Genomic DNA, 26,718 nt, shown 5'->3' on the forward strand with positions numbered 1-26,718 from the left:
TTAATATGACCCAGGCTGACCCCGGCTATTTTCTGTATCATTCGATTGGCCAGTATCCCGGAAAGGCGGAAGATATGTCTGCCGCTCTGGGCGAATTTTCTCAAATTTGGGGGGCGATGGATGACGTCCAATGGCCAAAAGTTCTGGCCAAACGTATGGATTTTATCGACCTGTGGCGCGCCTTGCTGGACGCGCCGGGCGGCACGGTCACCAGCGCCGAAAACGTGACAACCGGATTGTTTTCGATCCTCGGCGGCCTGCCAGAAAATCGGTTGCGGGACCGTCGGGTCCTGATCGCGGCGGATTGTTTTCCGTCGCTGCATTTCTTGCTGAATGGGTTGGCGGCGCGGATGGGGTTCACGCTGCACACCGTCCCAATCCGCGAAGGCGAATTTTGGGTGCGGGATGAAGACATGATCGCGGCATGGGGTCCGGATGTTGGGCTGGCATTGCTGACGTGGGTGACGTCCACATCATCGCACCGCTGCGATCTGGCGGCACTAACGGCCCATGGGACGAAAATGGGGTCACTGGTCGGTGTGGACCTGACCCAGGGAATTGGCATCATTCCTTTTTCACTGGCGCAATATCCGGTTGATTTCGTGGTGGCATCCTCGCTCAAATGGCTTTGCGGGACACCCGGGGCAGGCATCATTCAGATGCGTGCCGATTTGCTCAAAGAGGTAAAGCCGGAATTGAGGGGATGGTTCAGTCAGGACAATCCGTTTTCGTGGGATTTGGATGCATTTGACTATGCGCCCGATGCCCGTCGACTTGAACACGGCACCCCGTCCGTGCTGGCCTGTCTGGGGTCTGTTCCGGCGTTGCGGTGGCATGCGGCACAAACCGATTTGCTGGCCCGCAATCGCGAAATGACGGCGATGATCATCGAAGAGGCGGGCAGGGCGGGCCTAACCCTTGCCACCCCACGCGCCGAAGCAGAGCGGGGCGGGTCCGTGATGTTGAAAATGCCGGACGCCACAGACACAAGTGCGGTCATTGCCCAGCTGGCAAAACACGGCGTGCTGGCAGATTGCCGGGGTCAGATCCTGCGTCTGTCGCCCGGTGCCGAGACCGAAATGCGCCATGTGGAACATTTGTGTGCGGCGCTGCATGCAGTGACTTAGCGGGCGTTGAAAAACCGCTGCATGCGGTCCATCGCCTCGGTCAATACGTCAAGCTCGGCACAGCCGAAACACACCCGCAGATGGCCTTCTCCGGCTGGGCCATAGAAACTGCCGGCCTCGACCACCACGCCGGTTTCGGCAAGCAGTTGATCTGCACAGTCCTGCGCGCTGAGCCCGGTGGCGGTAATGTTGGGAAAGGCATAGATTGTCCCCTCAACCGGGGCGCAGCTTACGCCGGGCATCTGGTTCAGACGCGTCACCACCATATCACGCCGCGTTTGATCCCGAGCAACCATGCCGCTCAGGACGGCCGGATCACCGGTCAATGCCGCAAGCGCCCCGTGTTGGATAAAGGTGTTCACATGGGTGACTTCGTTTGTGGTGATCTTCATGCAAGGGCCAATCAGGGCGGCGTCAGCGGCGATATAGCCCAGCCGCCAGCCGTCCATCGCGTGGGATTTGGTAAAGGCGCACATCGTGATGGTGCGTTCTTTCATGCCCGGCAGTGAAGCGATTGAGATGTGTTGGGCCCCGTCATAGGTGATCTCTTCGTAAACCTCGTCGGCCAACACCAGCAGGTCGTGTTTTTGCGCAAGATCGGCAAGCTGTTGCAGTTCGTCGCGGGAATAGACGCGGCCGGTGGGGTTGCACGGGTTGATCAGGGCAATGGCACGGGTCGCGGGGGTGATATGTGGCTCTATCAAGGCGGAGTTGATCGAAAACCCGTTGGCCGCATCCAATGGCGCGATGGTGACGCGGGCACCGGCAAGCTCGGCCTTGCCAACGTGCTGGGGGTAATAGGGTGCCAAGAGCAGACATTCGTCGCCCTCATCAAGAAAGGCCATGAAAGCGGCAAACGACGCCTGGGTCAGCCCGTTGGTCACGATGATTTCGTCTGGCGTGATGTCGATGTTATTCTTGCGGCGCAATTTGTCGGCAATGGCGCGTCGCAAATCGGGCAGGCCCTGCAGATCAGAGTAATGCACCGCCCCGTCCTGAAGGGCCGCGATGGTCGCATCTTTGATGTGTTGCGGCGTATCTTCGGCGGGCATACCAAGTTCGAGGTGAATGAGATCGCCTGGCATCCGGGACGCTTTGGCAAACATCCCAAAATCTTTCGGTGATGTTTCAGTGATGCGGCGGGCAGGGCGGATCGGCATGAAGCACTCCTTGCTTGGCGAGATATGTGCGTTTACATATAAATCGAAATAGCGCGGGCGCAGACAAATGGCCACAGGCATCGGGGGATAATATGGATAAGGTTGCAGTGGTGACAGGGGCCGCCGGGGGCATGGGACGCGCGATTGTGGCGCGGTTGATGGCCGATGGTCTGCATGTTGTTGGGCTGGATGTCGATGCTGCCGGATTGTCCGACATGGCAGCAGATGGGTTCGAAGGGATCGTGACAGACCTGATGGATGTCGCCGCCATCACCAGGGCATTTGAAGACATTGGCGCGGCGCATGGTGGCGTTGATGTCTTGGTGAACAATGCCGGCATCTGTTTCATGTCTGAATTTCCCAACATCCCCGCCGAAGAGTTTGAACAACAAATGCAGCTGAATTTTTCAGGGGCGTTTCATTGTTGTCAGGCGGGGGTCAAGTTGATGATGGGGCGTGAAGGCGTGCGCAAGATCGTCAACATTTCGTCCAATGGGGCCTATAATTTTGATGTCTTTGACCCGCCGCATTACCGGGCATCCAAGGCGGCGCTGGACACGCTCACAAAAGACCTCGCGCGGCGCTATGCCAAAGACAAGATTGCGGTGAATTCCATTGCGCCGGCCATGACCGAAACACCTTTGTTTGATGTGCTGAGCGCAGAAACCCTTGCCAAAGCGGTGGCGCAGATGCCGCATGGTCGGGCGATGCAACCCAGCGAAATTGCCGATTGGGTTGGGTTTCTGGTATCCCCTGCCGGTGATATATCCAGCGGGAATGTGATCATCCTGAACCAAGGGCGCGATGTGCGTTGACGATGTTGTATTTAATGCGCATACTGAATGCGCATGGATTGAGGATGACATGAATAAGCAGACGTCATTGCGTAAGGCAACAAATGTATCGCTCGATTCCGAGCTGTTGAAAGATGCCAAGGCACTTGGCGTGAACATCAGCCGTGCCGCCGAAGAAGGTGTGAATGACGCGGTGCGCAAGGCCAAGGGCGAAGCGTGGAAGCGTGAAAATGCGGCGTCGCTGGAGGCCTGGAATGAATGGGCCGAGGTGAACGGTCTGCCGTTGGAAAAATACCGCATGTTCAATGTCTAAATACGATCTGCATCCGACGCAGGTCGAAGGCGAATATCTGCTGGACGTGCAAACCGATCTGCTGGATGTGCAATCCACCCGAATGATGGTGCCCGTGCTGCCGGAAACCGCTGTGCCAAACGCGGTACGGTCACTTCATCCCGCGTTCGATATGGATGGCAAAATGTTCGTGATGGCAACGCATCTCATGGGTGCGGTGCCTAGGGCCGCGTTGCGCCCGCCGATCAGAAATTTCGCAGAGCACGGCGATCAGATCACCCGCGCTCTGGATTTCCTGTTTCAGGGGTATTAGGCCCGTTCACGTAAACCAGTCAGGTGCCTTTTTCAGGTCGGGCCATTGTTCGGGGCTGTGCCCATAGATCACCAGAGCATCCCGTTCTCTGGCCAATGCCATCAACCGATCTGCGTGATAGATTGCCTGATCCACATCCCAAGAGCCGGCAAATTTCTCGTCGATTTCGGATGCACGGCTGATCGCGTCTGAGGTCAGCAGAACCCAACCGGTATGTGGCAGACGCACCATAAACGCCAATTGGCCCGGCGCATGACCGGGGCAATGCAGGACCTCGAAATCAGGGCCAAGCGGGGTGTCTTTGTCGATCAGATGATAGTCGCGGTCGGGCCATTCCAGTGCCTGCTTGCCCGACCAGTAAAGCGGGCGGGGCAGGGCGCGTTCATGGGCTGACATCAAAATTGGTGCTTGGGGGTAGCCTGCCATATCCCCGACGTGGTCGATGTGCGTATGGCTTTGGATCATCAACGTCACATCAGACTTGCGCAGCCCAAGCTTGGCCAGCTGCGGCCCCGGCATGTTGTCGGGCGTAACAGACAGGACGCGCCCAAAACTGCCCAGCTCGTCCTCGCGTGTCGCGGCATCGGCATCCAATGCATATTTTTGCGGAAACCCGGTGTCGATCAGCACAACTTCGCCTGCGCCCGTTTCGATCAACGTTCCGCAAATGCCAATCGTGCGCGGCCCCGCGTGGACCTCAAAAAGCCCGTAATCCAGCACGGCAAGGCGTTTCGGTTTGCCCTTTAGCGTCACTTGGTTTCTCATGGGCGCAGCCCCTTTCAGGGGAAGTTAGCCGGGGGACCGCGATGAAAGTCAAGATACACAGGCTGTTTGAGTATCTGCTTGAAACCATCAATGCCGCACCCGAGGCCATTGTCGGTTTTTCGCTCTCTGGCTCGCCTGTGTTGGGCGATTACCTGAATGATCTGGACCCCAATCTGTCGCTTGACTGGAACAACCGGGATTTTCGCGGGCTGCCGGAACTGCGCGATCATGTGTTGGTACAGGCCGGTTTAACCGGCATGTGTACCCCTGCTGATGTCTTGATCACTGCGGGTGCGGCAGAGGCGAATTATCTGGCAATCATGCAATTGGTGCAGCCCGGCGATGAGATTGTGATCGAAACGCCCGGCTGGCCGCAAGCCGAGGTCTTGGCCAAGGCCATCGGCGCGCATGTGGTCAAGGTTGAGCGGCAGGAAGCGGACGCATGGCGTTTGCCGCTGGACCGGGTGGTGGCCAGCGTATCGGCGCAGACCAGAATGATCTTTATCTCAAACCCCAACAATCCAACCGGTGATTTGTTAAGTGCTGATGACATTGCCGAACTGGTGCGGATTGCCGACAGTGTCGGTGCGTGGCTTTTAATAGATGAGGTCTATGCGGGCCTTGAATGGGACGGGCCGCGCAGCGCCTCGGTGGCGGGCATGTACGCGCGCGGCATCACGACCGGGTCAGTCAGCAAGGCCCTCGGCCTGCAAGGACTGCGCACCGGTTGGTTGATCTGTCCTGATGCGCAGATGGTGATGGATGCAGTGGTTCTGCGCGAAAACGCCTCAGAGATCATGAACATCTTGGGCGAGGTGATCGCCGAGGTTGCCTTGCGGCCCGAACGATATGGCCCCGCGATGGAACAGGCGCGGCGCGAGGGGGCGGCGAACTTGGTTCAGATGGACAGGTGGGTTGCGGACCAAGAGCGGTTGAGTTGGGTCAGTCCGCGTGCCGGGCTAATCGGGTTGGCGCGGTTGCCAGATGGCATTGACAGTGATGATTTTGCAAGGGTTCTGCTGGCCGACCCCTACCGCACGTTCTTGCTGCCCGGCAGTGCCTATGATCAGCCGGGGCACATTCGCCTGGGCGTGGGTGGAGGCGCATCAGTGAACCTTGCCAAAGGGTTGGACAGGGTGTCGCAGGCGTTGGCGGACTGGGGGCAATCATGAACACCGCAGCGGATGCTTTTCCGATCATAGACGCCCATCACCATCTTTGGGCACCGCAAAGCGATCCGGGGCAAGTTGGCTATGTCTGGTTGCGTGATCTTGGCGCGCCGAAGCCATTTGGTGACCCGACACCGATTCAGCGTGATTACCTGATCAATGAATTTCTGGCGGAGCCGGACCCACGCACCCTCGCCGGGTCGGTGCATGTGCAATGCGATCCGAAACTGCCCAACCCGGTTAAAGAGACCGCGTTTATCCAAGGCATCAGCGACGCGTCTGGGCATCCCATCATGATCGTCGGTTTTGCAGATTTGGCCTCGGGAGATTTTGCTGGTCAGCTTTCCGGGCATCTGGCCCATGCCAATCTGCGTGGCATTCGCCAGATTATTGCCCACCTGCTGGACAGGCCTGACATCAGCTTTGCAGCGACCAACCTGCTGGCGGATCTGACCTGGCGGGGGCAATATGCACTGCTGGCTGATCACGGGCTCAGCTTTGATCTGCAGCTCTATCCAGAACAGATGCCTGAGGCCGCAGATTTTCTGGCCCAGCATCCTGATGTTCCCGTTGTAATCGACCATATAGGGTCGCCCCATGACCTGAGCGATGCGGGGCTGACCAGATGGTCGAGCGGGATGCGCGCGCTGGCGCACTTGCCCCATGTCTGTGTGAAACTGTCCGGCTATGCGATGTATTTTCGCAGCGAACTGGCAGGAAGAGCGGTGCGGTTGACCCAAGACACACTGAGGATGTTTGGCCCGGATCGGGTGATGTTTGGCAGCAACTTTCCAGTCGACAGCCTGCATCTGACCTATCCTGATCTGCTCGATTTTGTAATCGGGCAGGTGGATGATGATCCGAGTGTTCTGGAAAAAGTGATGTACCGCAACGCGCATCGTTTTTATCGGTTTGGCGGCACCTGATATTAGCGCTAACATCAACCGTAATTTGAAAGAGGGGACGCATGTGTTTCTAGGATTGGACCTTGGTACATCTGGCCTGCGGGCGCTGCTGGTCGACGAAACCGGCACCACCATCGGCGCGGCAGAGGCACATTATAGCGTGAGCCACCCGCATCCGGGATGGAGCGAACAGGATCCGCAACACTGGTTGGATGCGCTTGCCGCAACCCTTGCCGCGTTGCGCGCAGATCATGCAGGTGCAGTGTCGAAGCTGCGGGGCATCGGCATTTCAGGGCATATGCACGGTGCGACGCTGATTGATGAAAAAGGCGCGGTGCTGCGACCGTGTATCTTGTGGAATGACACCCGCAGTCATGCAGAAGCCGCGCATCTTGATGCCACCCCGCAGGTGCGCGCATTGTCTGGCAATATTGTATTTCCCGGCTTTACGGCCCCCAAATGCATGTGGGTGGCGACACATGAACCACAGGTGTTCGCTTCGATCGCAAAGGTACTGTTGCCCAAGGATTACCTGTCGTTCTGGTTAACCGGGCGGGCGGTCTCAGAAATGTCCGATGCTGCTGGCACCTCATGGCTGGATGTGGGCGCACGTGCCTGGTCCGACGTGTTGTTGACCGCATCCGGCATGCGCCGCGACCAGATGCCAGACTTGGTCGAGGGCAGTCAGGTCGCAGGTACGGTTGATGACAGCCGCGCCGCTCAGCTGGGGTTGCCGAAAGGCGTGCTGGTTGTCGGCGGTGGGGGCGACAACGCGGCGGCGGCCTGTGGTGTCGGCGCGCTGCACGAAGGGCAGGGGTTCGTCTCGCTCGGGACCTCGGGTGTGCTGTTGGCCGCCCGCGAAAGTTTTTCGCCGATGCCCGCCTCTGCTGTCCATACGTTTTGCCATGCTATTCCCGGTACCTGGTATCAGATGGGGGTCATCCTGGCGGCCACGGACAGCCTGAACTGGTTGTCGGGCATTCTGGAAACACCGGCAGGGGATCTGGCAGGTACGCTGGATGATCACATTGGCGAACCACAGCAGGTGCGGTTTCTGCCCTATTTGTCCGGCGAACGGACCCCGCATAACGACAGCTCCATTCGTGGCGCGTTTCTGGGCCTCGACATTGGCACGGACCGTGCAGCGCTTGTGCGCAGTGTGATGGAAGGGGTCAGCTTTGCCTTGCGCGACAGCCTGGAGGCGTTGAAATCGACGGGTGCCAGGCTGGACCGCGTGCTGGCCATCGGCGGTGGTGCGCGGTCGGCCTATTGGGTCGAGTTGCTGGCGACGATTCTGGATCTGCCTGTTGATCTGCCGGCACAGGGCGAATTCGGTGCCGCATTAGGGGCTGCAAGGTTGGCGATCTGTGGGGTCACAGGGGCCGATCCGAAAAAGATCATGACGCCGCCACTGGTTCAAAAAACAATCCAGCCGCGGCAGGATGTATCGGCGCAATATGAGGCGGCGTACCAACGGTTTCACGCCAGTTATCCGGTGCTCAGGCAGTTACAATAAACCGGCCGGTTCGTCCGTGAACTCGCGCTGAAGTTCAGTTCCTGACATGTCGTTTTATTCCAATCGCTTCCGCAACTCCATCAGTTCGCTTTGGAATATCTCAGCCGATGTCCGGTAGCTCAGGCATTTGCGCGGCGTTGCATTGAGGCGGTGGCAAATCGACCTCAAATATCGATTTGTCAGCGCAGTCGGTTCCGTTGAACGAGGCAGGTATTTCCGCAGCCTGTTGTTCGTATTCTTTACGGTGCCCTTCTGGTAGGGCGCTTGCGGACCATCATCAGATCGCACTCCCAATGACCAAACTCGGTTCGCTCTGTGATGCGGTCAGGCTTGTATGATAGGCTTTGTGTATCAAAGATGTGACCACTCTGACGACTTCGGTATCCACGTGGCCCACGGCGTTTGCGATGTTCGGGAAGGTGGCGATAGAACTGTTCGGCGCGGCCATCTTTGGAATAGGCAATACGATAGATCGTCTCGTGGCTCATAATGATCGGATGGCGCTCTAACCGCATGCGGCCTGCAATCTGTTCGAGAGACCATCCAGCCTTGAGGCGATCTGCAATCTCAGCAATTGGCATTTTGGCCTCAAGCCAGTTGACCAGCTTGCGGCGTTCTTCCAGCCTCAGGTGAGAGTAGTGGCTTCCCATTCAACATCCTCCATGCAAGGTTCTGTCTTAACACAGAATTTGTACTTCGTTTGTGAATACACCCTTCTGATGGCCATAGCGCCCATAATCAATCTTATGTTAAAATGTGTGCTTCACCGGGTTGCATTTGGAAACGAATAGAATTTGTCGGCAAGCCCAACCATTGCCAAAAGGCGCTCCGCATCGGCGCGCACTTCGTCTTTCGGGCGCTTTTTGATCTTGGTTGGTGCAACCGTTGCGTTGTCAGTGAATGGACGATGGCAAAGGGCGGACATACGAGCACAGGACCCGAAGACAACGTGCGCCTTGATCGCTATACGCTTGCCTAGCCCAACGCGGCAATGCTCAAAAGTGCCGTAGGATTGTGTGAAAAGTACGAACCCCCCCGTTGCAGACTGGCAAAAGGCGCGTAGACATTCTGGGTCTACAGCATGAGTGACATGCCGCCACAATATCGCGCGGGGCGGCATGTTCTATTCTGACGATTGAGTACGCGACCTAAAGTTCGACTGTGCCTTCAATCAGGAACTGCACTTCTCCGCCGATCAGTATTTTCCCGGTGTCGTCTGACCTCACAAAGACGCGCCCTGAACGATTAACATTGGTCCCCTGTGAAATGACGGTTTTGGGTTGCAAACGCCCTTCCGTTTGCAACCAACACGCAAGAGCCGCATTCAGCGACCCTGTTATGGGGTCTTCACTCATCCCACTTGATGGTGCCAGCATCCGAACTTCAAAATCCGTCTCTGCGCCATCAGGCTGCCTGCCAATCAAGCCGATGGCCTGAAATTCGGGCCACCTTACCTTAGCAGAATCCACGTTCAGTACGTCCTGAGCGCTACTAAGTTCAAGAACCTGCCACACGGGCCCGTTGTCGAGTTGCACCGCGGCACAGATAAGCTCTTCGGGAATTTGTAGCTGATTGGTGATGCGGCTGCGTTCATCATCTGCCATCTGCAGGATCTTCGTCGGAGGCGCGACAAAAGCTGGAACGTCAGTGATTACGTCGATTTCAATGATCCCAACTGCACATTCCTGCCGAACGATGCCTGCTGATTTGGGCACGCCACCCGATCGCAACCATGACATGCAACTGCCCAACGTGGGATGCCCGGCAAAAGGCATTTCCTGCGACGGGGTGAATATTCGAACCTTATAATCTGCGTCCGACATGGTTGGCGGAAACAGGAACGTGGTTTCAGCCAGATTTGTCCAGGCGGCGAACGCCTGCATCTGATCCTCGGTCAGGCCCTCACCGTCCAAAACAACCGCAAGCGCGTTGCCTTTGGTCGGTTGCGAAGTGAAAACATCACATTGGATAAATTGGCGCGGTTTTGACATGGATCGGGCACTCAAATGGATTTAATCGAGCCACCGTCAATTCGGATACGTGATCCGGTGACATAAGCCGCCCGCTCTGATGCAAGAAAAGTGACTACGTCAGCGAATTCTTCGGGTTTGCCATAGCGTCCAACAGGGATCGCCGCAAGGGATTTAGCCGCAACGTCTTTGACATCCGTTTGCGTGCGTTTGGCTGCTGCCGCATCCAGTTCGTCCACGCGGGTTGTATGAATACGGCCTGGCATTACGACGTTCACGGTAATGCCATCACTCGCAACTTCGTTGGCCAGTGACTTTGACCACCCGACCACCGCCGCGCGGATACCGTTGGACATCGCGAGGTTCGGAATGGGCTGTTCGACCCCCGAAGACGTAATCGAAATGATCCGCCCCCAGCCGCACTTTTTCATCATCGGCAACAGGCGTGTGTTGAGGTGAAACAAGTTTGCGGCCATGGATTCAAAATGTGTGATCCATGCGCTGCGCTGCGCTGCCTCTGCAGTGCCGGGAGGCGGGCCGCCCCCGTTGTTGACGACAATATCGACGCCGCCGTCTTTCAGCAACATGTCGACAGTTCCATCGACGGAAACAATGTCGCCCAGATCCAGTTCGACGGGATGAACATTCTCGATGCCCTTCGACCAGTCGGCAATCTTGTCGCGGCTGCGCGCGGCGGCGAAGACGGTTACTCCTTCGGCCGCCAGTGACTTGGCGATGGCCATGCCAAGGCCACGACTGGCGCCTAGCACAAGCGCGCGTTTTCCGGTGATTTCAAGATCCATCAGTTCAACTCCTGTAATCGTTTTTCCTGTCGCGCGATCAATAGATCGACCTCGGCGCGGCTTTTGTCAGAGAGGGCCGCCCCGGGGCTGCGCAGCGCTTCATGCGCGATCACTCCGCGTTTGGCCAATGTGTATTTTCGGATCGCCAGCCCCATGCCCGGCTGCTGTTCAAAGCGTGCCAGCGGCAGATAGGCATCGAAGAGTTCCCGTGCCCGGTCCATTTCACCGTTGGCGTAATGTTCCACCACGACCACCATCATTTCAGGATAAGCAAAACCGGTCATCGCCCCATCCGCGCCGCGGGCCATTTCTTCGGGCAGGAACAGCCCGCCATTACCGCATAGGATCGAAAGTGGACGGTTCAGAACACCGTCGCGGCGCAGCGTAGTTATTTTTTCCAACCCCGGCCAATCTTCGTGTTTGAGACAGACACAGGTCGGCAGGTCGTTGACGATACGCGCAATAACGCCCGGGGCCATCTGCACACCTGTTACCAACGGGAAATCCTGCAACACAAACGGCACATCGCCAATCAGCTCCGCCACCTGTTTATAGTACGTCACGATCTGCTCGTCAGTGCGCAGGCTACCCGGCGGTGCGATCATCACGCCCGCTGCCCCCAAATCCATAACCATTTCCGTCAACCCGCCGATCTGCGCAAAACCGGGTGCGGATACGCCAACCACTACAGGCACCCGCCCATCCACGCGGGTCATGATGCGTGCAACGACATCGCGCGATTCTTCGACTGTCAGTTTGGGCGCTTCACCCATCATCCCAAGCACCGTTAAGCCTGTTGCCCCGGCATCAAGATAAAAATCGACCATCCGGTCGCAGCTCTCGTAGTCGATACCCCCGTCAGGGTGAAACGGCGTCACCGCAATGACAAATACGCCGGCGGCTTTTGTTGTCAGTCTGTTCATTTTTTGTCCTTACGTGTCGTTTGCAGGGCCACCCGGCCAATGGCCATCGCCGTGGCGGCCTGACAGGGTTCGACCACAGGAATGCCAAGGTGGTTTTCAAGATCGCTTCGAAACGCCGTCATGCCCGCGCAGCCCAAAATAACGACGTCAGCCATAGCACCATCGCGCAAGTTGGTACCGACAGTCTTGAGCCGATCAAACGTACGGGCCTCATCGGCCAGTTCAAGCACGCCAAGTTCCAATGGCTGATCGGCTGCAAGGCGGTCCAACACACCCATCGCGCCGACATAACGCATGTGACGCGGGATGCTTTTGGACAGGATGGAAATGATGCCGAAACGCTGCCCCAATGTCATCGCCGTCAGGATTGACGCCTCGGCGATACCCAACACCGGACGCGTAGATTGTTCGCGCAGCGCGGCTAGGCCCGGATCGGAGTAGCACGCGATGACAAAGGCACTTGCGCTCTCTTCCAATGCGGCACAATGGGCGAGCAAGGGGACCACGACACCATCGACATTGGCTTGGGTTTCGATGCCGGGTGGGCCTTCGGCCAATGTACGTGCCTCGATTGGCACCAGGCTGGCGGCACGCATGGGATCGACAGCGCGGTTGATGCCGTCTGTCACATGCTGGCTGCTGTTTGGGTTAACCACATAAATGGTCATTTTTGGCGTCCTTGTTTGCCCCAGAAATTTTCGGGTAATTCCAGATCGCCAGACGCACCGATGCGCTCGATCATGATTTGCGTCTGATCCGCTGCGTCCCGCAGGATGTCGTCCTCGTCAACTCGCGTCGCTTCCTTTGCGCGCAGCACAACCTCACCGCCGACCATCACGTTGCTCACATCGTTGCCGTTGGCAAAACACACCAATCGGTGCAATGCCATATTGGGTGGATAAAGATGCGGACGACGCAGATCGACGGTGATTAGGTCCGCTTGTTTGCCAACCTCGATGGACCCGATAACGTCCGCCATGCCAAGAGCCTGCGCCCCACCGATGGTACACATCTCAAGCACCCTGCCGATGGGCAGCACGTCTGCATCCCTGAAGTGGGTCCGATGATAGTGCATCGCCTGCTGCATGTGCCGGAACATGTCGGCAGAACGGTCTGGTGCCGTCGCGTCCGACCCAAGTGCCACACAGGCCCCCGCCGCCATCATCTCGGTCGCCGGGCAACGGCCGACGATGGAGGCATTGGCCGACGGGTTGTGTGCGATCCTGGTGTTGGTTTGGGCAACCAATGCGATTTCATCGTCGTGCAGGTCAATGCAATGGGACAACAGTGCATCCGGCCCCAGCAGCCCGAGCTTCTCCGCCCGGCGGATCGAGCCGCGCCAATGACCATCTTGCGTAAAGACCAGCCCCTTTTCCCGAGCATATTTGCGAACACTGCGGACCTGATCACAGGCTGTAGCATAATCATCCGATGACATATCGCGCTCGTGTTCATCACGCAAGACCGGGTAAAGCATCGCAATCTGGATACGGCCATTCTGGGTGTCGTGCCAGTCATCGACCACCCTTTGACAAGTTTCGAATTGCTCCTCGAACGAAATTGGATAGAGGCGCTTGCCTCCTTCCTGCCAGTCCGCATAGGTGCGCGGATGCGGAGCGCGAGTTGGGCCGACCGCGACCATGCTGCGGGTACCAACCTGGCTCACCCCACGACAATGAGCGGCAGCATAGGACGGGTCGTCGGTGCGCATGATCGTATCGCCCCCCCCCAACAGGGAAACGCCTGTGGTGACACCGAACCGCAACCGCTCTAACGCGGCCAATCGCGCCTCGGCATACCAGAATTCTGGGGGTGACGCCTGCGTATAAACCTCGCCGCAGATTTCCTCCCAACGATTGCCGCCATGCATACCCATGGATTTGATCAACCCATGTCCGGCATGGGCGTGTACGTCGATCAGGCCAGGCAGAATGATGTGGCCGTCACAGTCCAGTTTAGTGCCAGCTGTAACTTTTGCGCGCAACGCCTCCGCACTGCCTATTGCGACGATCTTGCCGTCGGCAACGGCGATAGCACCGTTTTCGATTACCCGACGGTCCGGGTCCATGGTGACGACGCACGCGCCGGTCAGAAGCGTATCAGCTTTCATGCCACGGTCTCCAATGCTGGCAACCGCGCCACATCAATGACCCCATCAACGGGCATCTCGAACGCCGGATGTTCCCCCTGCAAGCCGATAACGCGCACCGGGTTATAAAGCGTGAGCCATGCCGGATCGTCTTGCAACAAACGATAGGTGTTGCGCCAGATCTCTGCCCGCGCATGCCTGTCTGTTGTCGCGCGCCCCTTGTCGATCAATGATTCAATTTCGGAGTTGGAGTAGCCTTGCCACCACGACCCAGCGACACGGGAATCGATCTTTTCATACAGAATGCGATAGGTACTCATCGGGCTGGAATCAAAAACACAAAGGTCGCGGATTTCCTTGCGCCGAATCATATGGGCATATTCTTCGCGTTCGGGGTGGATGTGTACCTTCAGGGCAATGCCGACTTCGGCCAATTGCGCGGCCAATGCCGCGGTCAACCGCTCGGCTTCATCCGGCAGACGTGTCGGACAGTCGACATCAAGCGTAAGACCTCCACCAAATCCCGCCTCTTGTAACAGCGCTCCGGCCAGATCGCGGTCCATCTGAGCCCCTTCTCCCTGCCCTGCTCCAAAATGGTTAGGGCTGACGAAACCGCGCAAAGGTCGCGCGGCCCCTGCCATCAAGTCGCGCACAATAGCATCGCGGTCCACCGCAACACTCAGTGCCCGGCGCACGCGGGCATCGGCAAGCGGGCCCTTGGCCGCATTCAGCAGATAGATAATAGCAACCGGCGACAGGTATTCGTGGCGCTGGTCGCCCAGTACATGGGATGCCTCGAAATCCAGCCCATTTGCGATCTGCACGGCACTGCTCTTCAATAACGCCAGCCGCTCTTCCGGGTCTGGAACGCGTTGCCAAGTGATCGTGCGGTTCGCCGGTACGCCCGCAAAATGCCTATCGACTCGTGTTGCTGTGATCCTATCCTCGGCAATGGTCTCGATCCGGTAAGGCCCTGACCCAATCTGTGTGCTGTATTTCTTGGCGTCAAACGCGGCAAGGGCCGAGGGTGCCACGATGAAACCCTGCTCCAGCACGTCTAGTAAATCGGCCATGGGTTCAGATAGCGTGACAACCAACGTGACCGAGTCCGCGACCTGAATATCTGCACCGCCCAGAAACTGTCGCCAGACAGCGGGCGCTCCCAGCGTATACCCCCTGTCCTGCCGCGCCATCCTTTCAAGGCAATCCGCTACCGCCTGCGCATCACAGGGAGTGCCGTCATGAAACTGCACACCATCGTGAAGATGAAAGGTCCAACTCCGTGCATCACTGGTCACTGTCCAACTCTGGGCCAGATGCGGCACGAAATCCTGACCGACGCGTCGTACCAAAGTATCGTAAACTGCATGCAGGATCGGCAGTTCGTCACTAGAATCCGTGCAATCATGCGGGTCATGCAACCCGACACGCGCCTGAGCAATAATCGTCATGGCCTGTCCCTTCCAGGTTCGTCAATCAGGTGACACGCCACAGTTTGACGATCCCCCACATCTTGCAACGCAGGCCGTTCCGCAGCGCAGCGATCCCATGCGAAGGGACATCTGGTTCGGAACGGGCATCCTGAAGGCAAATCCAACGCTGAGGGGACCTCGCCCGTCAGAACGATTTCTTGGATATCGCGGTTGGCCTTGATGCTGGGGGCGGCGGATAGCAATGCGCGGGTGTAGGGATGGCGCGGTTTTGCAAACAATACGTCGCGCGGCGCATTTTCAACCATGAATCCGAGGTACATCACACCAACCCAATCAGCAATATGGTGAACCACGGACAGATCATGGCTGATGAAAAGATAGGCCAGACCAAATTCGTCGCGCAGATCCTTCATCAGGTTAAGAATCTGCGCCTGAATCGACACATCCAGCGCCGAGACCGGTTCATCCGCGATGATCAATCCCGGTGTTACCGACAATGCGCGGGCGATTCCGATGCGCTGACGCTGGCCACCGGAAAACTGATGCGGATAACGCCCGGCGTGTTCCGCATTCAGCCCGACGCGGGCCAGCAGCGCTTCAATGCGTGCGGGCACATCGCGCCGTTCTTGCGCGCTTTTGGTCTGCTCGAGCAGCGGTTCCGCTACGATATCGCGGACCTTTTGCCGAGGGTTCAGCGACGCATAAGGGTCCTGAAAGATCATCTGCATCTTTGCCCGCACAGGCAAAAGGTCCGAGAATCCGAGATTGGCGATGTTCTCACCTTCTACCAGAACCTCGCCAGTCGTAGGCTCGTAGATCCGTGCAATCGTCTTGGCGACGGTGGATTTTCCACAACCGCTTTCCCCAACCAGCGCCATGATCTCGCCCCTGTTGATCTTGAAACTGACGCCATTGACTGCATGCACGATAGGCCGCTCCAGCCGCAGGCCGTTCCGGTCGAGTTTGAGCCGGTCAAGAACACCGCCGCCAATGGAAAAATGCATCGACAAATCGCGAACTTCCAGCATGGGTGATGTCGTATCCGTCATGCGCTTTCTCCCGGCTTCAAAGGAAAATGGCAGGCTGACCAAAGCGTTGCATGCTGGGGGGACAATGCCGGCTCCTGTTCGGCGCAAAGCGCCTGAGCGCGAGGGCATCGGTCGCGGAAATTGCAGCCCTTGGGCAGGTTGCGAATGTCCGGAACAGAGCCGGGTATCTGGTTCAGCCGGTCGTGCCGGTTGGAGGTATCGGGAATACTGTCAATCAATCCGCGTGTATAAGGATGCGATGGTGCCTCAATCAAATCACGTGTCTTGCCCCGCTCCACCACGTTGCCGCAATAGAGCACGGTGATGTGGTCCGCCATTTCCGACACCACCGCGAGGTCATGAGTAATTAGGATCATCGACGCACCTTTTTGGGTAATTTGGGCACGCATCAGCTTCAGGATCTGGCTTTGGATCGTGACATCCAGCGCAGTTGTCGGTTCGTCTGCAATGATCAACCGCGGGCGCGCCAGCAATGCGATGGCAATTACGACGCGCTGGCGCATACCTCCGGAAAACTGATGCGGATAAGCGCGCAACCGCTCAGACGCACGGCTGATCCCGACACTTTCGAGCATTTCGATGCAAGCCAGTTTTCGGGCTTTCATGTCCAGATCGGTATGCAGGCGCAGTACTTCATCCATTTGCCGCCCGACCGTGTGCAGCGGGTTGAGCGACGTCATCGGATCCTGAAACACCATTGAGATGTCACGCCCGCGAATGTTGCGCAGGCGCGCTTCGCCTACTTTCACAAGGTCTTCACCATCCAGCAGGATCTCCCCGCTTTCTATCTTGCCAGGGCTGTCGATCAGGCCAAGGATGGAAAAGCCAACCACGGATTTTCCACCACCGCTTTCGCCAACCAGCCCCATCACCTCGCCTTTGCCGATCTCGAAACTTACACCGTTTACCGCTTTGACGATCCCCGAAAAAGTATGGAAATATGTCCGCAGGTCACGAACGGCCAAGAGCGGTTTTGCTGCATCTGCCATTATTTCAGCCTCGGATTGAGTTCGTCACGCAGGAAATCGCCAAAGAGGTTGATGCCGAACACCAGCATCATGATTGCAAAGCCGGGAAAAACGGAGGTCCACCACAGACCGGAAAACAGCACGTCAAACCCGTTCTTGATCAGCAAACCCAGTGACGGTTGCGTGATCGGCACGCCAACCCCCAGAAACGACAGCGACGCCTCGATCAGGACGAATGTCCCCACCTGTATGGTTGCAATCACGATCAGCGGTGTTAGCACATTGGGCAGTACATGTTTGCGAATGATCTTGCTGTTGGGCAAACCCGCCACGCGCGCCGCTTGCACATATTCCTTTTCGATTTCAGACAATGTCGATCCGCGCACTGTCCGGGCATAGACCACCCAGCCAACTGCCGTCAGCGCGATAAGTACTTTGTCCACGCCTGTGCCCACCGCCGACATCAAGAACAACGCAATCAGGATAGATGGAAACGACAGTTGGATATCAGCAATCCGCATGATCACGCTGTCAACGATGCCGCCATAGAACCCCGCAATCAGCCCCAGCAGCGAGCCGATGGTGCAGGATGCGATCATAGCCACCAGCCCGATAAAAACCGAAATTCGTGCACCATACAGGATCGAGGCCCAGACGTCCCTGCCCTGTCCGTCCGTGCCCAGCGGAAAGTGCGAATCACCGCCCTCCAGCCACATCGGTGGTTTGTAGCTGTCCATCAGATCGAGGGCGGCAATGTCATAGGGGTTCTGCGCCACCAAAAACGGCCCTGCGATGACGCCAAAGGCAAAGACCAACATCAACGTGCTGCCGATTATCGCTGATGCGCTACGTTTGTAGTTGTGGAAGAACTCAGAGCTTAGGAAAGTGGTCATATGCCCCTCACTTCAACGTAATGCGCGGGTCGATCAACGTATAGACGATGTCGACAAGGAAATTGATCACCACAAAGATCAGCGCCACCAACATCAAATAGACAACGATGACGGGCCGGTCGGCGCGATAGATTGAATCGATCAAGAGCTTGCCCATGCCGGGCCAGCTGAAAATCGTTTCGGTGATGGTGGCAAAAGCGATCAGGTCACCCAGTTGCAATCCAAAGATCGTCACTACGGGGATCAGCGCATTCTTCAATCCGTGCTTATAGAGTACATCCCGGCGCGTGGCACCTTTGGCGCGGGCAAACTTCATGTAGTCCTGCCGTCCCACCTCCATCATCCCCGCGCGGGTCATGCGCAAAAGGATGGCCATTGTCCCAAGCGACAGGGTCACGGCGGGCAAGATGATGTGATGCCAGCCGTCCCAAGTGAGCAGGCTTATGCGGAGGCCAAACAGCTCGGCGGTGTCGCCACGCCCCGAGGACGGAAAGACGCCCCAACTCACGGCGAAGACATAGATCAGCACCATGCCGACCCAGAAACCCGGCAGCGAAATGCCCAACAGCGACCCAGCCATGATCGTGCGACTGATGCGCCCGTCGGGGTTCGCCCCAGCATAGACACCCAGGGGAATGGCAACGACAATCGCCATCGCCATGGCCACCAGAACCATCTCGACGGTGGCGGGCATCCGTTCGAGGATCAGTGTCATCGCGGGTTGGCGAAAGACGTAGGAACGGCCAAAATCCCCCTGCAGCAGGCTGGTCAGGAATTTCCAGTACTGCACCAGAATTGACTGATCTAGGCCCAGCAGACGGCGGGCCTGCGCGATTTCGGCATCGGTTGCGTCGATCGGCACGACCATGAACACCGGATCGCCGGTAAAGCTCATCATCATGAAGACGATGACCGAAACGACCCAAAGCACCAGCGTCATTTGGATCAGGCGTTTGAGCAGATATCCGAGCATGGGTGAGGATCAATCTTTCAAGAAATGTTAGAAACGACGACCCCGGCAGAAAACGTGCCGGGGTCTTGGAATTGATGTGTTACTCAACGTCCATGTCATAGGCAGAAAGAAACTTGTCCACGCGCGGCTCAAGGGTCACGCCCTTACGCACGGCATAGATATCTTGCTCGTAATGCACCGGGATCATCGGGATATCCGCCATCAGCACCTTGGTCGCCTCTTGCAGATACTGGTCACGCTCTTCAATGCTGGGCGTGGCATCGGCCTTGTCGACCAGTGCATCCACTTCCGGGTTAGAATAGGAACCTCGGTTGACCTGACCGTAGCCTTCTTTCTTGTCACGTGTATAAAACAGCGCACCGTACATTGACCCGGCATCTCCCGCAGGAACATCCCAGCCACTCAGGATGAAACTGGAGTTTTCAGTCGGGACACGGATATAACCCCAGAAATTCGACTTGGGCATGATGTTCAGCTTGAGATCAATGTTGATCTTGGCCAGCATCGACGCCAATGCCTGCGCAATCTGCGCGTCGTTGACATAACGATTGTTAGTGGCATCCAGCGTCATGGTGAACCCGTCGGCATGCCCCGCATCTGCCATCAGTGCTTTGGCCTTTCCGATGTCTACCGGATACATCTCACGGAAGCTCATGCCATCGACATAACCAATGTGTGATGCGGGCACGAATTGATCACTGGGTGTCGCTAGGCCATTCATCACAATCTTGTTGATCGCATCTGTGTCGATGGCACGGGCAATTGCCTCCCGCACACGCTGGTCAGTCATCGGGTTATCACCTTCGATCGTCGGCGAGACGGCGCGGGTATCCATTGCAAGGACCACGTTCAGCAGACTTGGCCGTGTGATCACTTGAAAGCCATCCTCGGATTTCACCCGCTCGACATCGCGCACGGCAAGGTCTTGGATGACGTCGACCTCACCAGTCAGTAGGGCCGCGGTCCGCGTTGCGGGGTTGGTGATCGGCCGGAAAGTTACTGTCTTGATCTTTGGCGCGCCCGCCCAATAGGCGTCAAACGCTTTCAGAACCAGCTTCTCTTCCTTGATCCACTCCTCAAGCATGAAAGGGCCAGTTCCCATCGGCTTGAGGTCCATCTGCTCATCGCCAGTCTCGGTCGTGTATTCCTCATCGAGGATCAGCAGCTCAGCCAAATCATTGGGCAGCACCGCATAAGGCTTGGGCGTGGTGATTTCGACCGTCAAGTCATCAACAGCAGTGACTGTTGCGATGTTGGCTGCCAGATCAGGCCGGATCGATTCCTTGGCTTTTTTGACGGTATAGACAACATCGGATGCCGTGAATGGGTTGCCGTTGTGGAACGTCACGCCCTCACGCAGCTTGAAACGCCAAGTCGTGTCATCGACGTTTTCCCAGCTTGCCGCCAGACCCGGAACGAAATTCAGTTCGGCAGTCCGCTTCACTAATGGATCGTATAGGTGATAATACATGATGTTCGACGAAAGCTCCTCTCCCGCGAGCGGGTACAAGTGGCTTGGGTCCGAAGTCAGACCGATCATCACGGATTTGTCTTGGGCAAAGGCAGTTGCCGCCGTCGTGGCAATAAGAGCCACGCCAAGGGTACCCGCGCGGAGCGCAGAGTGGGACAGGTATTTCATGGTTAATCCTCTTTGTTGGTTGCTTTGCGATTGGTGTTCTGGATGTGTGTCTGCTCTTTTGGTTATGTGTGGTCGTGCAGAAGTTACTTCAGTGACCGGGCTTCGCCGTCTGCACTTCGATCTGGTAGCCTTCAGGGTCGTTCATCACGAAGGCGCGGATGCCCAGTTCTTCGCTCTCGCGCGGCTTGGTTAGCCCACCAACGTCTTTTGAGGCTGCCCAAGCATGCCATGCATCTACATCCGGCACGCGGAGACAGACTTGGCAGGTCTTATTTTCGGACCAGTTCTGCATGCCGCGCGTCTCATCAACGAGACCGACATGGGCCTGACCATCGATTCGATAGATTTTCGACCAGCCCTGATCAATGGCGAGGGCGAAACCGAGAATATCTTCATAGAACCGCATCGCCCTGGGTAGGTCGCGGTAATACTGAAAGGTTATAACGAGAACGATCCCGTCAGTTGGCCGCTGCGCGCTTTGGATTGTCATAGGGTTTCCATCCAGCTCTGATTTGGTATGCAGATGGTATACACAGTGACTGCCAAGTCAACAGCCCCCAGAAAATTTTACAGTCCGGCCCGACGTTTTCGCGCTTAGAAAGGGTGATGAATATGCGAGATAATGGATTCGCGCACTTTGCCCAGATGCAGCTTCATCGCAGCCAGCGCACGATCAGGCGATTTGTCCATCACCGCATCGATGATTGCCAGGTGCTCTTGGCAGCCAGGCTCGAAACGATCAGGAATGGATCCCTGATCATACATCAATGTCTTGATCTTCAATCCCTCGATCAATTCCGCCAGCAGTTTGGATCCTGCCATCCGTGCAATGGCCATGTGTAGTTGCGTATCAAGCGCGGAATGAACCGCAGCACTGGGCCGCGCGCCCGTCAAAAAGCCCGCAAATTGGGTTCTGAGCTTTGCCAGATCGTCAGTCGAGGCATTTGAAATAGCCGCTTTTCGTGCTGCTTCACACTCCAACAGGCTACGAACGTGCAGTATTTCCATAATCTCGCTCAGGGATATGCTACTGACCATAGGTGTCCCACCAGTTGATCGCGTGGCAAGCCCTTCGCTGATTAATTGACCGATGGCCTCGCGGACAGGCGTGCGCGACACCCCAAGGCGGTCTGCGAAACTCTTCTCTCGTAACAAGGTGCCGGGTTCAAGTGTGCCATCCAGAATCATGGCTTTCATACGCTGAAAGGTTGAACTGCCCAACGTTTGCGTCATCTCGGTCATGTCGTCTCCCTGTGGCGGTAGGCCCATGATGTCTTTGCTACACGCAATCTTTCAATTTTCCCGAAATGGTATACACTCGGTATTTAAATACTATCTTCATAAGGTCGGAATTGCCATGAGAATCTCAGAGTTTGATACCATCATTCGCGGCGGCACTGCCGTGACAGCGCGTGGCACCGAAAAAACGGACATCGGGATCACTGAAGGCAAGATAACCGCATTAGGCCAGAACCTGTCTGGCGATACTTCAACCGAAATTGACGCGAGTGGCCTGCTTGTCCTACCTGGTGGGGTAGACACGCATTGTCATATTGAGCAGATATCCGGTGCGGGCCTAATGAATGCAGACACCTTTGAATCTGCAACACGGTCCGCCGCCTTCGGAGGCACAACCACCGTCGTTTCCTTTGCGGCGCAACATCCCGGACACAAGATGCGAAAGGTCGTGGCCGACTACACGGCACTTGCGACAAAGGGGGCTCTAATCGACCACGCCTTTCACATGATCGTCGCAGATACCAGTGATGGAAACCTTAGCGACGACATTCCCGAACTGATTGCCCAAGGCCACCGTTCGATCAAGATTTTCACAACTTACGACAAGGTGCGTCAGGACGACAAATCCATCCTGGACATACTCGACGTGGCAAAACGCGATGGGGCGCTGGTGTGCTTCCATGCCGAAAACGACGGGCTGATCCGCAACATGACGGAAAAGTTGTTGGCGGCAGGCAAAACCGCGCCTAAGTACCATGCCGCATCTCATCCCCGTGAAGCAGAGATCGAAGCTATCGACCGAATGTGCCGATTTGCCGAATTCACCGGGGCTCGTATCATGATCTTTCACGTCTCGACCCGCGAAGGGGCCGACATCGTAAGAAAGGCGCAGGCGCGCGGCACAATGGTACAGGCCGAAACCTGCCCGCATTATCTGTTCATGACTGTGGATATCCTCGAGCGGGATAACCCCGCGCGCTTTATGTGTTCGCCGCCGCAGCGTACAACCGACGATCAACAGGCGCTGTGGGACGCGATTGCCGATGGCACGATCGGGCTGGTGACCTCCGATCACGCACCGTATCGCATGGATGCCAGCGGAAAGTTTGCCCATGGCACGGACGTTCCTTTCAACCGGATCGCAAATGGCATGCCGGGGTTGGAGACACGGCTGCCCCTGATGTTCAATACGATGGTCAGCGAAGGACGCATGGATCTTGAGGCATTTGTGACCTTGACCGCAACTTCCCCGGCTAAAGCATTCGGATTGCCTACCAAAGGCCAAATTTCGGAAGGCTTTGATGCGGACATCGCCATCTGGGACCCTGAACTAACCCGCACATATGGCCCCGATGACCTAAAGGATAACGTTGGATACAACCCGTTTGAAGGCACGACAATCAAGGGCGCACCTGTCACGGTTCTGTCGCGAGGCCGAACGATCATTCAGAACAGTTCACTCCGCGCCCAGCCAGGAACTGGCAAATGGCTTAAGATGGATGCCCCGACCTAAATGGAAATGCCCGCACAGGCCGCCGTGTTCCGGATATGCGCAATCATCGCAGCCTGCGCAGCCTCTGCATCGCGGCCATGCACCGCGGCGATGATGGCACGGTGTTCGGCGATTGAGCAGGCCATGCGGTCTAGCGCCGTGAAGGGTATTGGCTGCCTCTGCGTTTCCGTCACCATCGCGCTGAGCGAAGTATAGGTCCGCAACAAAAGCGAATTCCGGCTTTTGCCTGCGATATGTTGATGGAATACAAGATCCTCATCGACATTTGCTATAAGATCACCGCGTTCCCATGCCGCTTCCATCTTGTCCGTTACTGCATTGAGCAGCGAAATATCTTCAAGCGTCGAGTTTTCCGCTGCATGGCGGGCCAGTTGGCCTTCCAACAACAGGCGCACTTCAAAAACGTCGGTCATGCCGTAGTCGTCCGAATACCGCCAATGGCTTCCATTCGCAGTGGGTTGGTCCGATGGATCGGCAACAACGGTGCCTCGCCCTGGATAGGTGCGGACCAGACCCAGCGTTTCCAGTGTCATCAATGCCTCGCGCAGCGAGGGCCGCGAGACGCCCAATTGCTCTGACAGGACCCGTTGTGAGGGTAGGCGCTCTGATTTGGGCAGTTCACCGGATCGGATCATCTGCTGCAATTGCCGCGCAATGGCTTGGGAAACAGGGGTACGGTCGATCATATTTTTTTACGGCTCTTGTCTTGTCAGCGTTTCGACAATCTATCCGGGATTGCCTGAATTGTCAGTGGGTTGGTTTTCACTTGATCCAAACTTGGCGCTGTGTTTGTCTTTGGTCAGACCGGTAAGACCAATTTATCGGATTCGCTGCAAGTCAAAACTTAGGGAGGAAACAAAAATGCTTACGAACAAACTCAAAAGCCTGATTGCCGCAGTTGCGGTTTCGGGCGCGTTGGCGACGATGGTACAGGCCGACACATGGCAAGTCGGTGCGAACATCGGTAACGTGCCTTGGGAATTTCAAGACGACAGCGGTGCCTATGTCGGATTCGAGATTGATTTGGTCAACGAGGTGGCCAGCCGACTGGGCCATGACGTCGAAATTGTGAACATCCCCTTCAACGGCTTGTTTTCCGCCGTGCAGTCAGGTCGCGTCGATATCGCAATCTCATCAATCACCATCACCGAGGAACGGCTGCAGTCGGTCAGTTTTGCCCAACCGTATTACGACAGCGATCAGTCGCTCACCGTGGCCGAAGGTGGCCCTTCTACGGTGGCCGAGATGAAAGACAAAGTGGTTGGTGTTGATACGGGATCGACGGGTGACATGTGGGCAACTGCCCAGAACGACGCTGCGGGTTTTGCCGAAATCCGGCGATACGAAGGTCTGGCACCCGCCATGCTGGACTTGGGCGCAGGACGGATACAGGGATATATTTCTGACATCCCCGCGCTGCTTTACTACGTCAAGGACAAACCCAACCTGAAGGTTGTTGCCCGGATCGAAACTGGCGAACGCTATTCGATGATGTTTGACAAGGACGCGGAGCTTGCAATGCAAGTCAACGACGTGCTGACCGTGCTGAAGAATGAAGGCATGATCGCCAAGCTGCACGAGAAATGGTTCGGCGCGACGCCCGAAGATACGACTTCGACCGTCACGGTGATGGACATGCCGTAACACGGCCCCTGCCATGCCCGGACCGGATTCGGGCATGGCTCAAATTTGCAGGACAACATGGAAATCATTGATACATTTTTCAACATTGACGTATTGCTGCGGACCTATCCCCTGTTGCTTAAGGGTTTGTGGATCACGGTCAAGCTGGGCGTGGTAAGCATAATTGCCGGGCTCATTCTGGGTCTTGGGCTTGCTTTAGTACGTCTTTACGCAGCGGCCCCCGTGCAACTTCTGGCTCGCATCTATATCGACATTTTCCGATCCCTGCCGCTACTGGTTTTACTGATCATTGTCTATTATGCCCTGCCCTTCGTCGGCATACGCTTGTCGCCGTTCTGGTCGGCAATGTCGGCGCTGACGCTTGTATCGGCTGCCTATACCGCAGAAATTTTCCGCGCCGGAATTCAGGCGATCCCAAAAGGCCAGTTCGAGGCGTCTCAGGCCCTTGGCCTTGGCTACCGGCCCATGATGGTCGATGTAATTCTGCCGCAGGCAGTAAAGATCGTGATCCCGCCGCTGACCAACAATTCGATTAACGTTGTCAAGGACACGGCCCTCGCCTCCGTCGTGGCGATGCCCGACCTTTTGAAACAGGCCACACAGGCTCAGGCACTTGCCGCAAATCCCAGCCCCCTGATCTTGGCCGCCATCATCTATGTAGCCTTCCTGTGGCCACTGGTTGCCGCGGTGTCGCGGATGGAGCGACGTTTCGGCGCAGGAGATTGTTGATGAATGGATTTGTCAGCATCCGCAATTTGCAAAAATTCTATGGCGAGTTTCAGGCGTTGAAAGGCATTAATCTGGACATCGCCGAAGGTGAGGTGGTTTGCGTCGTCGGCCCATCCGGGTCTGGCAAATCAACATTGATACGGTGCATCAACCATTTGGAAGGGTTCGAGAGCGTCAGCGAAGTCGTAGTCGACGGCATTCCCGTGACCTCCGGAAAATCCCTCGCCAAGGTACGTGCCGAGGTAGGCATGGTCTTTCAGTCTTTCAACCTGTTTCCTCATCTTACGGTACGCCGAAATGTGATGCTGGCCCCACAGCGCGTGCGCGGGCTGAATGCAATTGACGCCGCTGCCCGAGCCGATGTGCTGCTCAAACGTGTTGGCATTTTTGAGCAGGCCGAAAAATACCCTGAACATCTGTCGGGTGGTCAGCAACAGCGGGTGGCCATTGCGCGCGCGCTGGCGATGGAACCGCGTGTGATGCTATTTGATGAACCGACCAGCGCGCTTGATCCCGAAATGGTGGGAGAAGTACTGGATGTGATGAAGGATCTGGCCGGCACAGGTGTCACCATGATCGTCGTCACCCATGAAATGGGGTTCGCCCGGCAGGTTGCCGACCGCGTGATCTTTATGGATGGCGGTGAAGTGATTGAGACCGGCATCCCCGAAGAATTGTTTTCAAATCCCAAAGAGATCCGCACGCAAAATTTCCTGTCTGCGGTTCTGAACCACTGACCCCTGAGAGAGCCCCCCAATGCCCGATACACAATATCAGATCGACCAGACATTCGTGAAGTCGCACTTTCCGGG

27 protein-coding genes and 1 pseudogene are annotated in these 26,718 nt (G+C 56.7%); 11 read left to right on the plus strand and 17 right to left on the minus strand.

Annotated features, from left to right (window positions below; genetic code table 11):
* Positions 1 to 5: 5 nt before the first annotated feature.
* Positions 6 to 1,127: an aminotransferase class V-fold PLP-dependent enzyme gene (locus ACEWL3_RS16830; RefSeq protein ID WP_386184682.1), complete on the plus strand. Its 1,122-nt coding sequence runs from the start codon at positions 6 to 8 to the stop codon at positions 1,125 to 1,127.
* Here the strand turns inward: ACEWL3_RS16830 and ACEWL3_RS16835 are convergent.
* Positions 1,124 to 2,287 carry a pyridoxal phosphate-dependent aminotransferase gene (locus tag ACEWL3_RS16835; RefSeq protein ID WP_386184680.1) on the minus strand — a complete coding sequence of 388 codons (1,164 nt, stop codon included), beginning with the start codon at positions 2,285 to 2,287 and terminating at the stop codon, positions 1,124 to 1,126. The genes ACEWL3_RS16830 and ACEWL3_RS16835 overlap by 4 nt on opposite strands.
* A gap of 92 nt (positions 2,288 to 2,379) precedes the next feature.
* Here ACEWL3_RS16835 and ACEWL3_RS16840 point away from each other — a divergent pair, with 92 nt between their 5' ends.
* The 3 genes from ACEWL3_RS16840 to ACEWL3_RS16850 are packed head-to-tail and all read left to right on the plus strand — an operon-like array spanning position 2,380 to position 3,686.
* Entirely contained in the window at positions 2,380 to 3,102 is a 723-nt protein-coding gene (locus tag ACEWL3_RS16840) for an SDR family NAD(P)-dependent oxidoreductase (protein ID WP_386184678.1), read from the plus strand.
* A gap of 49 nt (positions 3,103 to 3,151) precedes the next feature.
* The gene (locus ACEWL3_RS16845; protein ID WP_114880751.1) at positions 3,152 to 3,394 is read left to right on the plus strand and encodes a type II toxin-antitoxin system CcdA family antitoxin; all 243 of its coding nucleotides are present in this window, start codon (positions 3,152 to 3,154) and stop codon (positions 3,392 to 3,394) included.
* Positions 3,387 to 3,686 carry a CcdB family protein gene (locus tag ACEWL3_RS16850; RefSeq protein ID WP_386184675.1) on the plus strand — a complete coding sequence of 100 codons (300 nt, stop codon included), beginning with the start codon at positions 3,387 to 3,389 and terminating at the stop codon, positions 3,684 to 3,686. Before ACEWL3_RS16845 ends, ACEWL3_RS16850 begins: the two co-directional genes overlap by 8 nt.
* Before the next feature lie 6 nt (positions 3,687 to 3,692).
* Here ACEWL3_RS16850 and ACEWL3_RS16855 read toward each other — a convergent pair whose 3' ends face one another.
* On the minus strand, positions 3,693 to 4,451 hold the full coding sequence (locus ACEWL3_RS16855; protein WP_386184672.1) for an MBL fold metallo-hydrolase: 759 nt from the start codon (positions 4,449 to 4,451) through the stop codon (positions 3,693 to 3,695).
* A gap of 41 nt (positions 4,452 to 4,492) precedes the next feature.
* Between ACEWL3_RS16855 and ACEWL3_RS16860 the strand changes: the two genes are divergently transcribed.
* From ACEWL3_RS16860 to xylB, 3 genes are read left to right on the plus strand one after another with little or no spacing between them, the layout of a single operon-like run.
* Positions 4,493 to 5,623 carry an aminotransferase class I/II-fold pyridoxal phosphate-dependent enzyme gene (locus ACEWL3_RS16860; RefSeq protein ID WP_386184669.1) on the plus strand — a complete coding sequence of 377 codons (1,131 nt, stop codon included), beginning with the start codon at positions 4,493 to 4,495 and terminating at the stop codon, positions 5,621 to 5,623.
* Positions 5,620 to 6,546, plus strand: a complete 927-nt coding sequence (locus tag ACEWL3_RS16865; protein WP_386184667.1) for an amidohydrolase family protein — start codon at positions 5,620 to 5,622, stop codon at positions 6,544 to 6,546. Before ACEWL3_RS16860 ends, ACEWL3_RS16865 begins: the two co-directional genes overlap by 4 nt.
* A gap of 43 nt (positions 6,547 to 6,589) precedes the next feature.
* The gene (gene xylB, locus ACEWL3_RS16870) at positions 6,590 to 8,041 is read left to right on the plus strand and encodes a xylulokinase (protein ID WP_386184665.1); all 1,452 of its coding nucleotides are present in this window, start codon (positions 6,590 to 6,592) and stop codon (positions 8,039 to 8,041) included.
* Between the two features lie 54 nt (positions 8,042 to 8,095).
* On the opposite strand, the pseudogene ACEWL3_RS16875 reads toward xylB, so the two are convergent.
* The 14 genes and pseudogenes from ACEWL3_RS16875 to ACEWL3_RS16940 form a co-directional block, all read right to left on the minus strand.
* Positions 8,096 to 8,691: pseudogene (locus tag ACEWL3_RS16875) on the minus strand (IS30 family transposase).
* A gap of 498 nt (positions 8,692 to 9,189) precedes the next feature.
* Positions 9,190 to 10,032, minus strand: coding sequence for a PhzF family phenazine biosynthesis protein (locus ACEWL3_RS16880; RefSeq protein WP_386184663.1), 843 nt, complete (start codon positions 10,030 to 10,032; stop codon positions 9,190 to 9,192).
* 11 nt (positions 10,033 to 10,043) lie between these two features.
* Positions 10,044 to 10,814, minus strand: a complete 771-nt coding sequence (locus ACEWL3_RS16885) for an SDR family oxidoreductase (protein ID WP_386184661.1) — start codon at positions 10,812 to 10,814, stop codon at positions 10,044 to 10,046.
* Positions 10,814 to 11,737, minus strand: a complete 924-nt coding sequence (locus ACEWL3_RS16890; protein ID WP_386184659.1) for a dihydrodipicolinate synthase family protein — start codon at positions 11,735 to 11,737, stop codon at positions 10,814 to 10,816. The genes ACEWL3_RS16885 and ACEWL3_RS16890 overlap by 1 nt, the downstream gene beginning before the upstream one ends.
* Positions 11,734 to 12,405: an aspartate/glutamate racemase family protein gene (locus ACEWL3_RS16895; RefSeq protein WP_386184657.1), complete on the minus strand. Its 672-nt coding sequence runs from the start codon at positions 12,403 to 12,405 to the stop codon at positions 11,734 to 11,736. Before ACEWL3_RS16895 ends, ACEWL3_RS16890 begins: the two co-directional genes overlap by 4 nt.
* A complete protein-coding gene (locus ACEWL3_RS16900; protein WP_386184655.1) occupies positions 12,402 to 13,847 on the minus strand; it encodes an amidohydrolase family protein in 1,446 nt (481 codons plus the stop codon). Before ACEWL3_RS16900 ends, ACEWL3_RS16895 begins: the two co-directional genes overlap by 4 nt.
* Positions 13,844 to 15,277 carry an ABC transporter substrate-binding protein gene (locus tag ACEWL3_RS16905; protein WP_386184653.1) on the minus strand — a complete coding sequence of 478 codons (1,434 nt, stop codon included), beginning with the start codon at positions 15,275 to 15,277 and terminating at the stop codon, positions 13,844 to 13,846. The genes ACEWL3_RS16900 and ACEWL3_RS16905 overlap by 4 nt, the downstream gene beginning before the upstream one ends.
* Complete coding sequence (locus ACEWL3_RS16910) at positions 15,274 to 16,308, minus strand: ABC transporter ATP-binding protein (RefSeq protein ID WP_386184650.1); 1,035 nt, start codon at positions 16,306 to 16,308, stop codon at positions 15,274 to 15,276. The genes ACEWL3_RS16905 and ACEWL3_RS16910 overlap by 4 nt, the downstream gene beginning before the upstream one ends.
* On the minus strand, positions 16,305 to 17,297 hold the full coding sequence (locus ACEWL3_RS16915; protein ID WP_386184648.1) for an ABC transporter ATP-binding protein: 993 nt from the start codon (positions 17,295 to 17,297) through the stop codon (positions 16,305 to 16,307). Before ACEWL3_RS16915 ends, ACEWL3_RS16910 begins: the two co-directional genes overlap by 4 nt.
* A complete protein-coding gene (locus ACEWL3_RS16920) occupies positions 17,297 to 18,169 on the minus strand; it encodes an ABC transporter permease (RefSeq protein ID WP_386184646.1) in 873 nt (290 codons plus the stop codon). The genes ACEWL3_RS16915 and ACEWL3_RS16920 overlap by 1 nt, the downstream gene beginning before the upstream one ends.
* Before the next feature lie 7 nt (positions 18,170 to 18,176).
* Entirely contained in the window at positions 18,177 to 19,142 is a 966-nt protein-coding gene (locus ACEWL3_RS16925; protein WP_386184643.1) for an ABC transporter permease, read from the minus strand.
* Positions 19,143 to 19,221: 79 nt separating this feature from the next.
* On the minus strand, positions 19,222 to 20,781 hold the full coding sequence (locus ACEWL3_RS16930; protein ID WP_386184640.1) for an ABC transporter substrate-binding protein: 1,560 nt from the start codon (positions 20,779 to 20,781) through the stop codon (positions 19,222 to 19,224).
* 88 nt (positions 20,782 to 20,869) lie between these two features.
* Positions 20,870 to 21,271 (minus strand): VOC family protein, encoded by a 402-nt coding sequence (locus tag ACEWL3_RS16935; protein WP_386184638.1) that lies wholly within the window; start codon positions 21,269 to 21,271, stop codon positions 20,870 to 20,872.
* Between the two features lie 104 nt (positions 21,272 to 21,375).
* Positions 21,376 to 22,023 carry a GntR family transcriptional regulator gene (locus ACEWL3_RS16940; RefSeq protein WP_386184635.1) on the minus strand — a complete coding sequence of 216 codons (648 nt, stop codon included), beginning with the start codon at positions 22,021 to 22,023 and terminating at the stop codon, positions 21,376 to 21,378.
* A gap of 115 nt (positions 22,024 to 22,138) precedes the next feature.
* On the opposite strand from ACEWL3_RS16940, the gene hydA reads away from it, so the two are divergent.
* Positions 22,139 to 23,533, plus strand: coding sequence for a dihydropyrimidinase (gene hydA / locus ACEWL3_RS16945; protein WP_386184633.1), 1,395 nt, complete (start codon positions 22,139 to 22,141; stop codon positions 23,531 to 23,533).
* On the opposite strand, the gene ACEWL3_RS16950 is transcribed toward hydA, so the two are convergent.
* The gene (locus ACEWL3_RS16950) at positions 23,530 to 24,219 is read right to left on the minus strand and encodes a FadR/GntR family transcriptional regulator (RefSeq protein WP_386184631.1); all 690 of its coding nucleotides are present in this window, start codon (positions 24,217 to 24,219) and stop codon (positions 23,530 to 23,532) included. The genes hydA and ACEWL3_RS16950 overlap by 4 nt on opposite strands.
* 175 nt (positions 24,220 to 24,394) lie before the next feature.
* Here ACEWL3_RS16950 and ACEWL3_RS16955 point away from each other — a divergent pair, with 175 nt between their 5' ends.
* The 3 genes from ACEWL3_RS16955 to ACEWL3_RS16965 are packed head-to-tail and all read left to right on the plus strand — an operon-like array spanning position 24,395 to position 26,643.
* The gene (locus ACEWL3_RS16955; protein ID WP_386184629.1) at positions 24,395 to 25,177 is read left to right on the plus strand and encodes a transporter substrate-binding domain-containing protein; all 783 of its coding nucleotides are present in this window, start codon (positions 24,395 to 24,397) and stop codon (positions 25,175 to 25,177) included.
* A 57-nt stretch (positions 25,178 to 25,234) separates the two neighbouring features.
* Positions 25,235 to 25,906 carry an amino acid ABC transporter permease gene (locus ACEWL3_RS16960; RefSeq protein ID WP_386184627.1) on the plus strand — a complete coding sequence of 224 codons (672 nt, stop codon included), beginning with the start codon at positions 25,235 to 25,237 and terminating at the stop codon, positions 25,904 to 25,906.
* Positions 25,906 to 26,643, plus strand: coding sequence for an amino acid ABC transporter ATP-binding protein (locus ACEWL3_RS16965; RefSeq protein ID WP_386184625.1), 738 nt, complete (start codon positions 25,906 to 25,908; stop codon positions 26,641 to 26,643). Before ACEWL3_RS16960 ends, ACEWL3_RS16965 begins: the two co-directional genes overlap by 1 nt.
* Positions 26,644 to 26,718: the final 75 nt, after the last annotated feature.

It is taken from the genome of Sulfitobacter sediminivivens (assembly GCF_042611115.2).
Classification (GTDB): Bacteria; Pseudomonadota; Alphaproteobacteria; order Rhodobacterales; family Rhodobacteraceae; genus Sulfitobacter; species Sulfitobacter sediminivivens.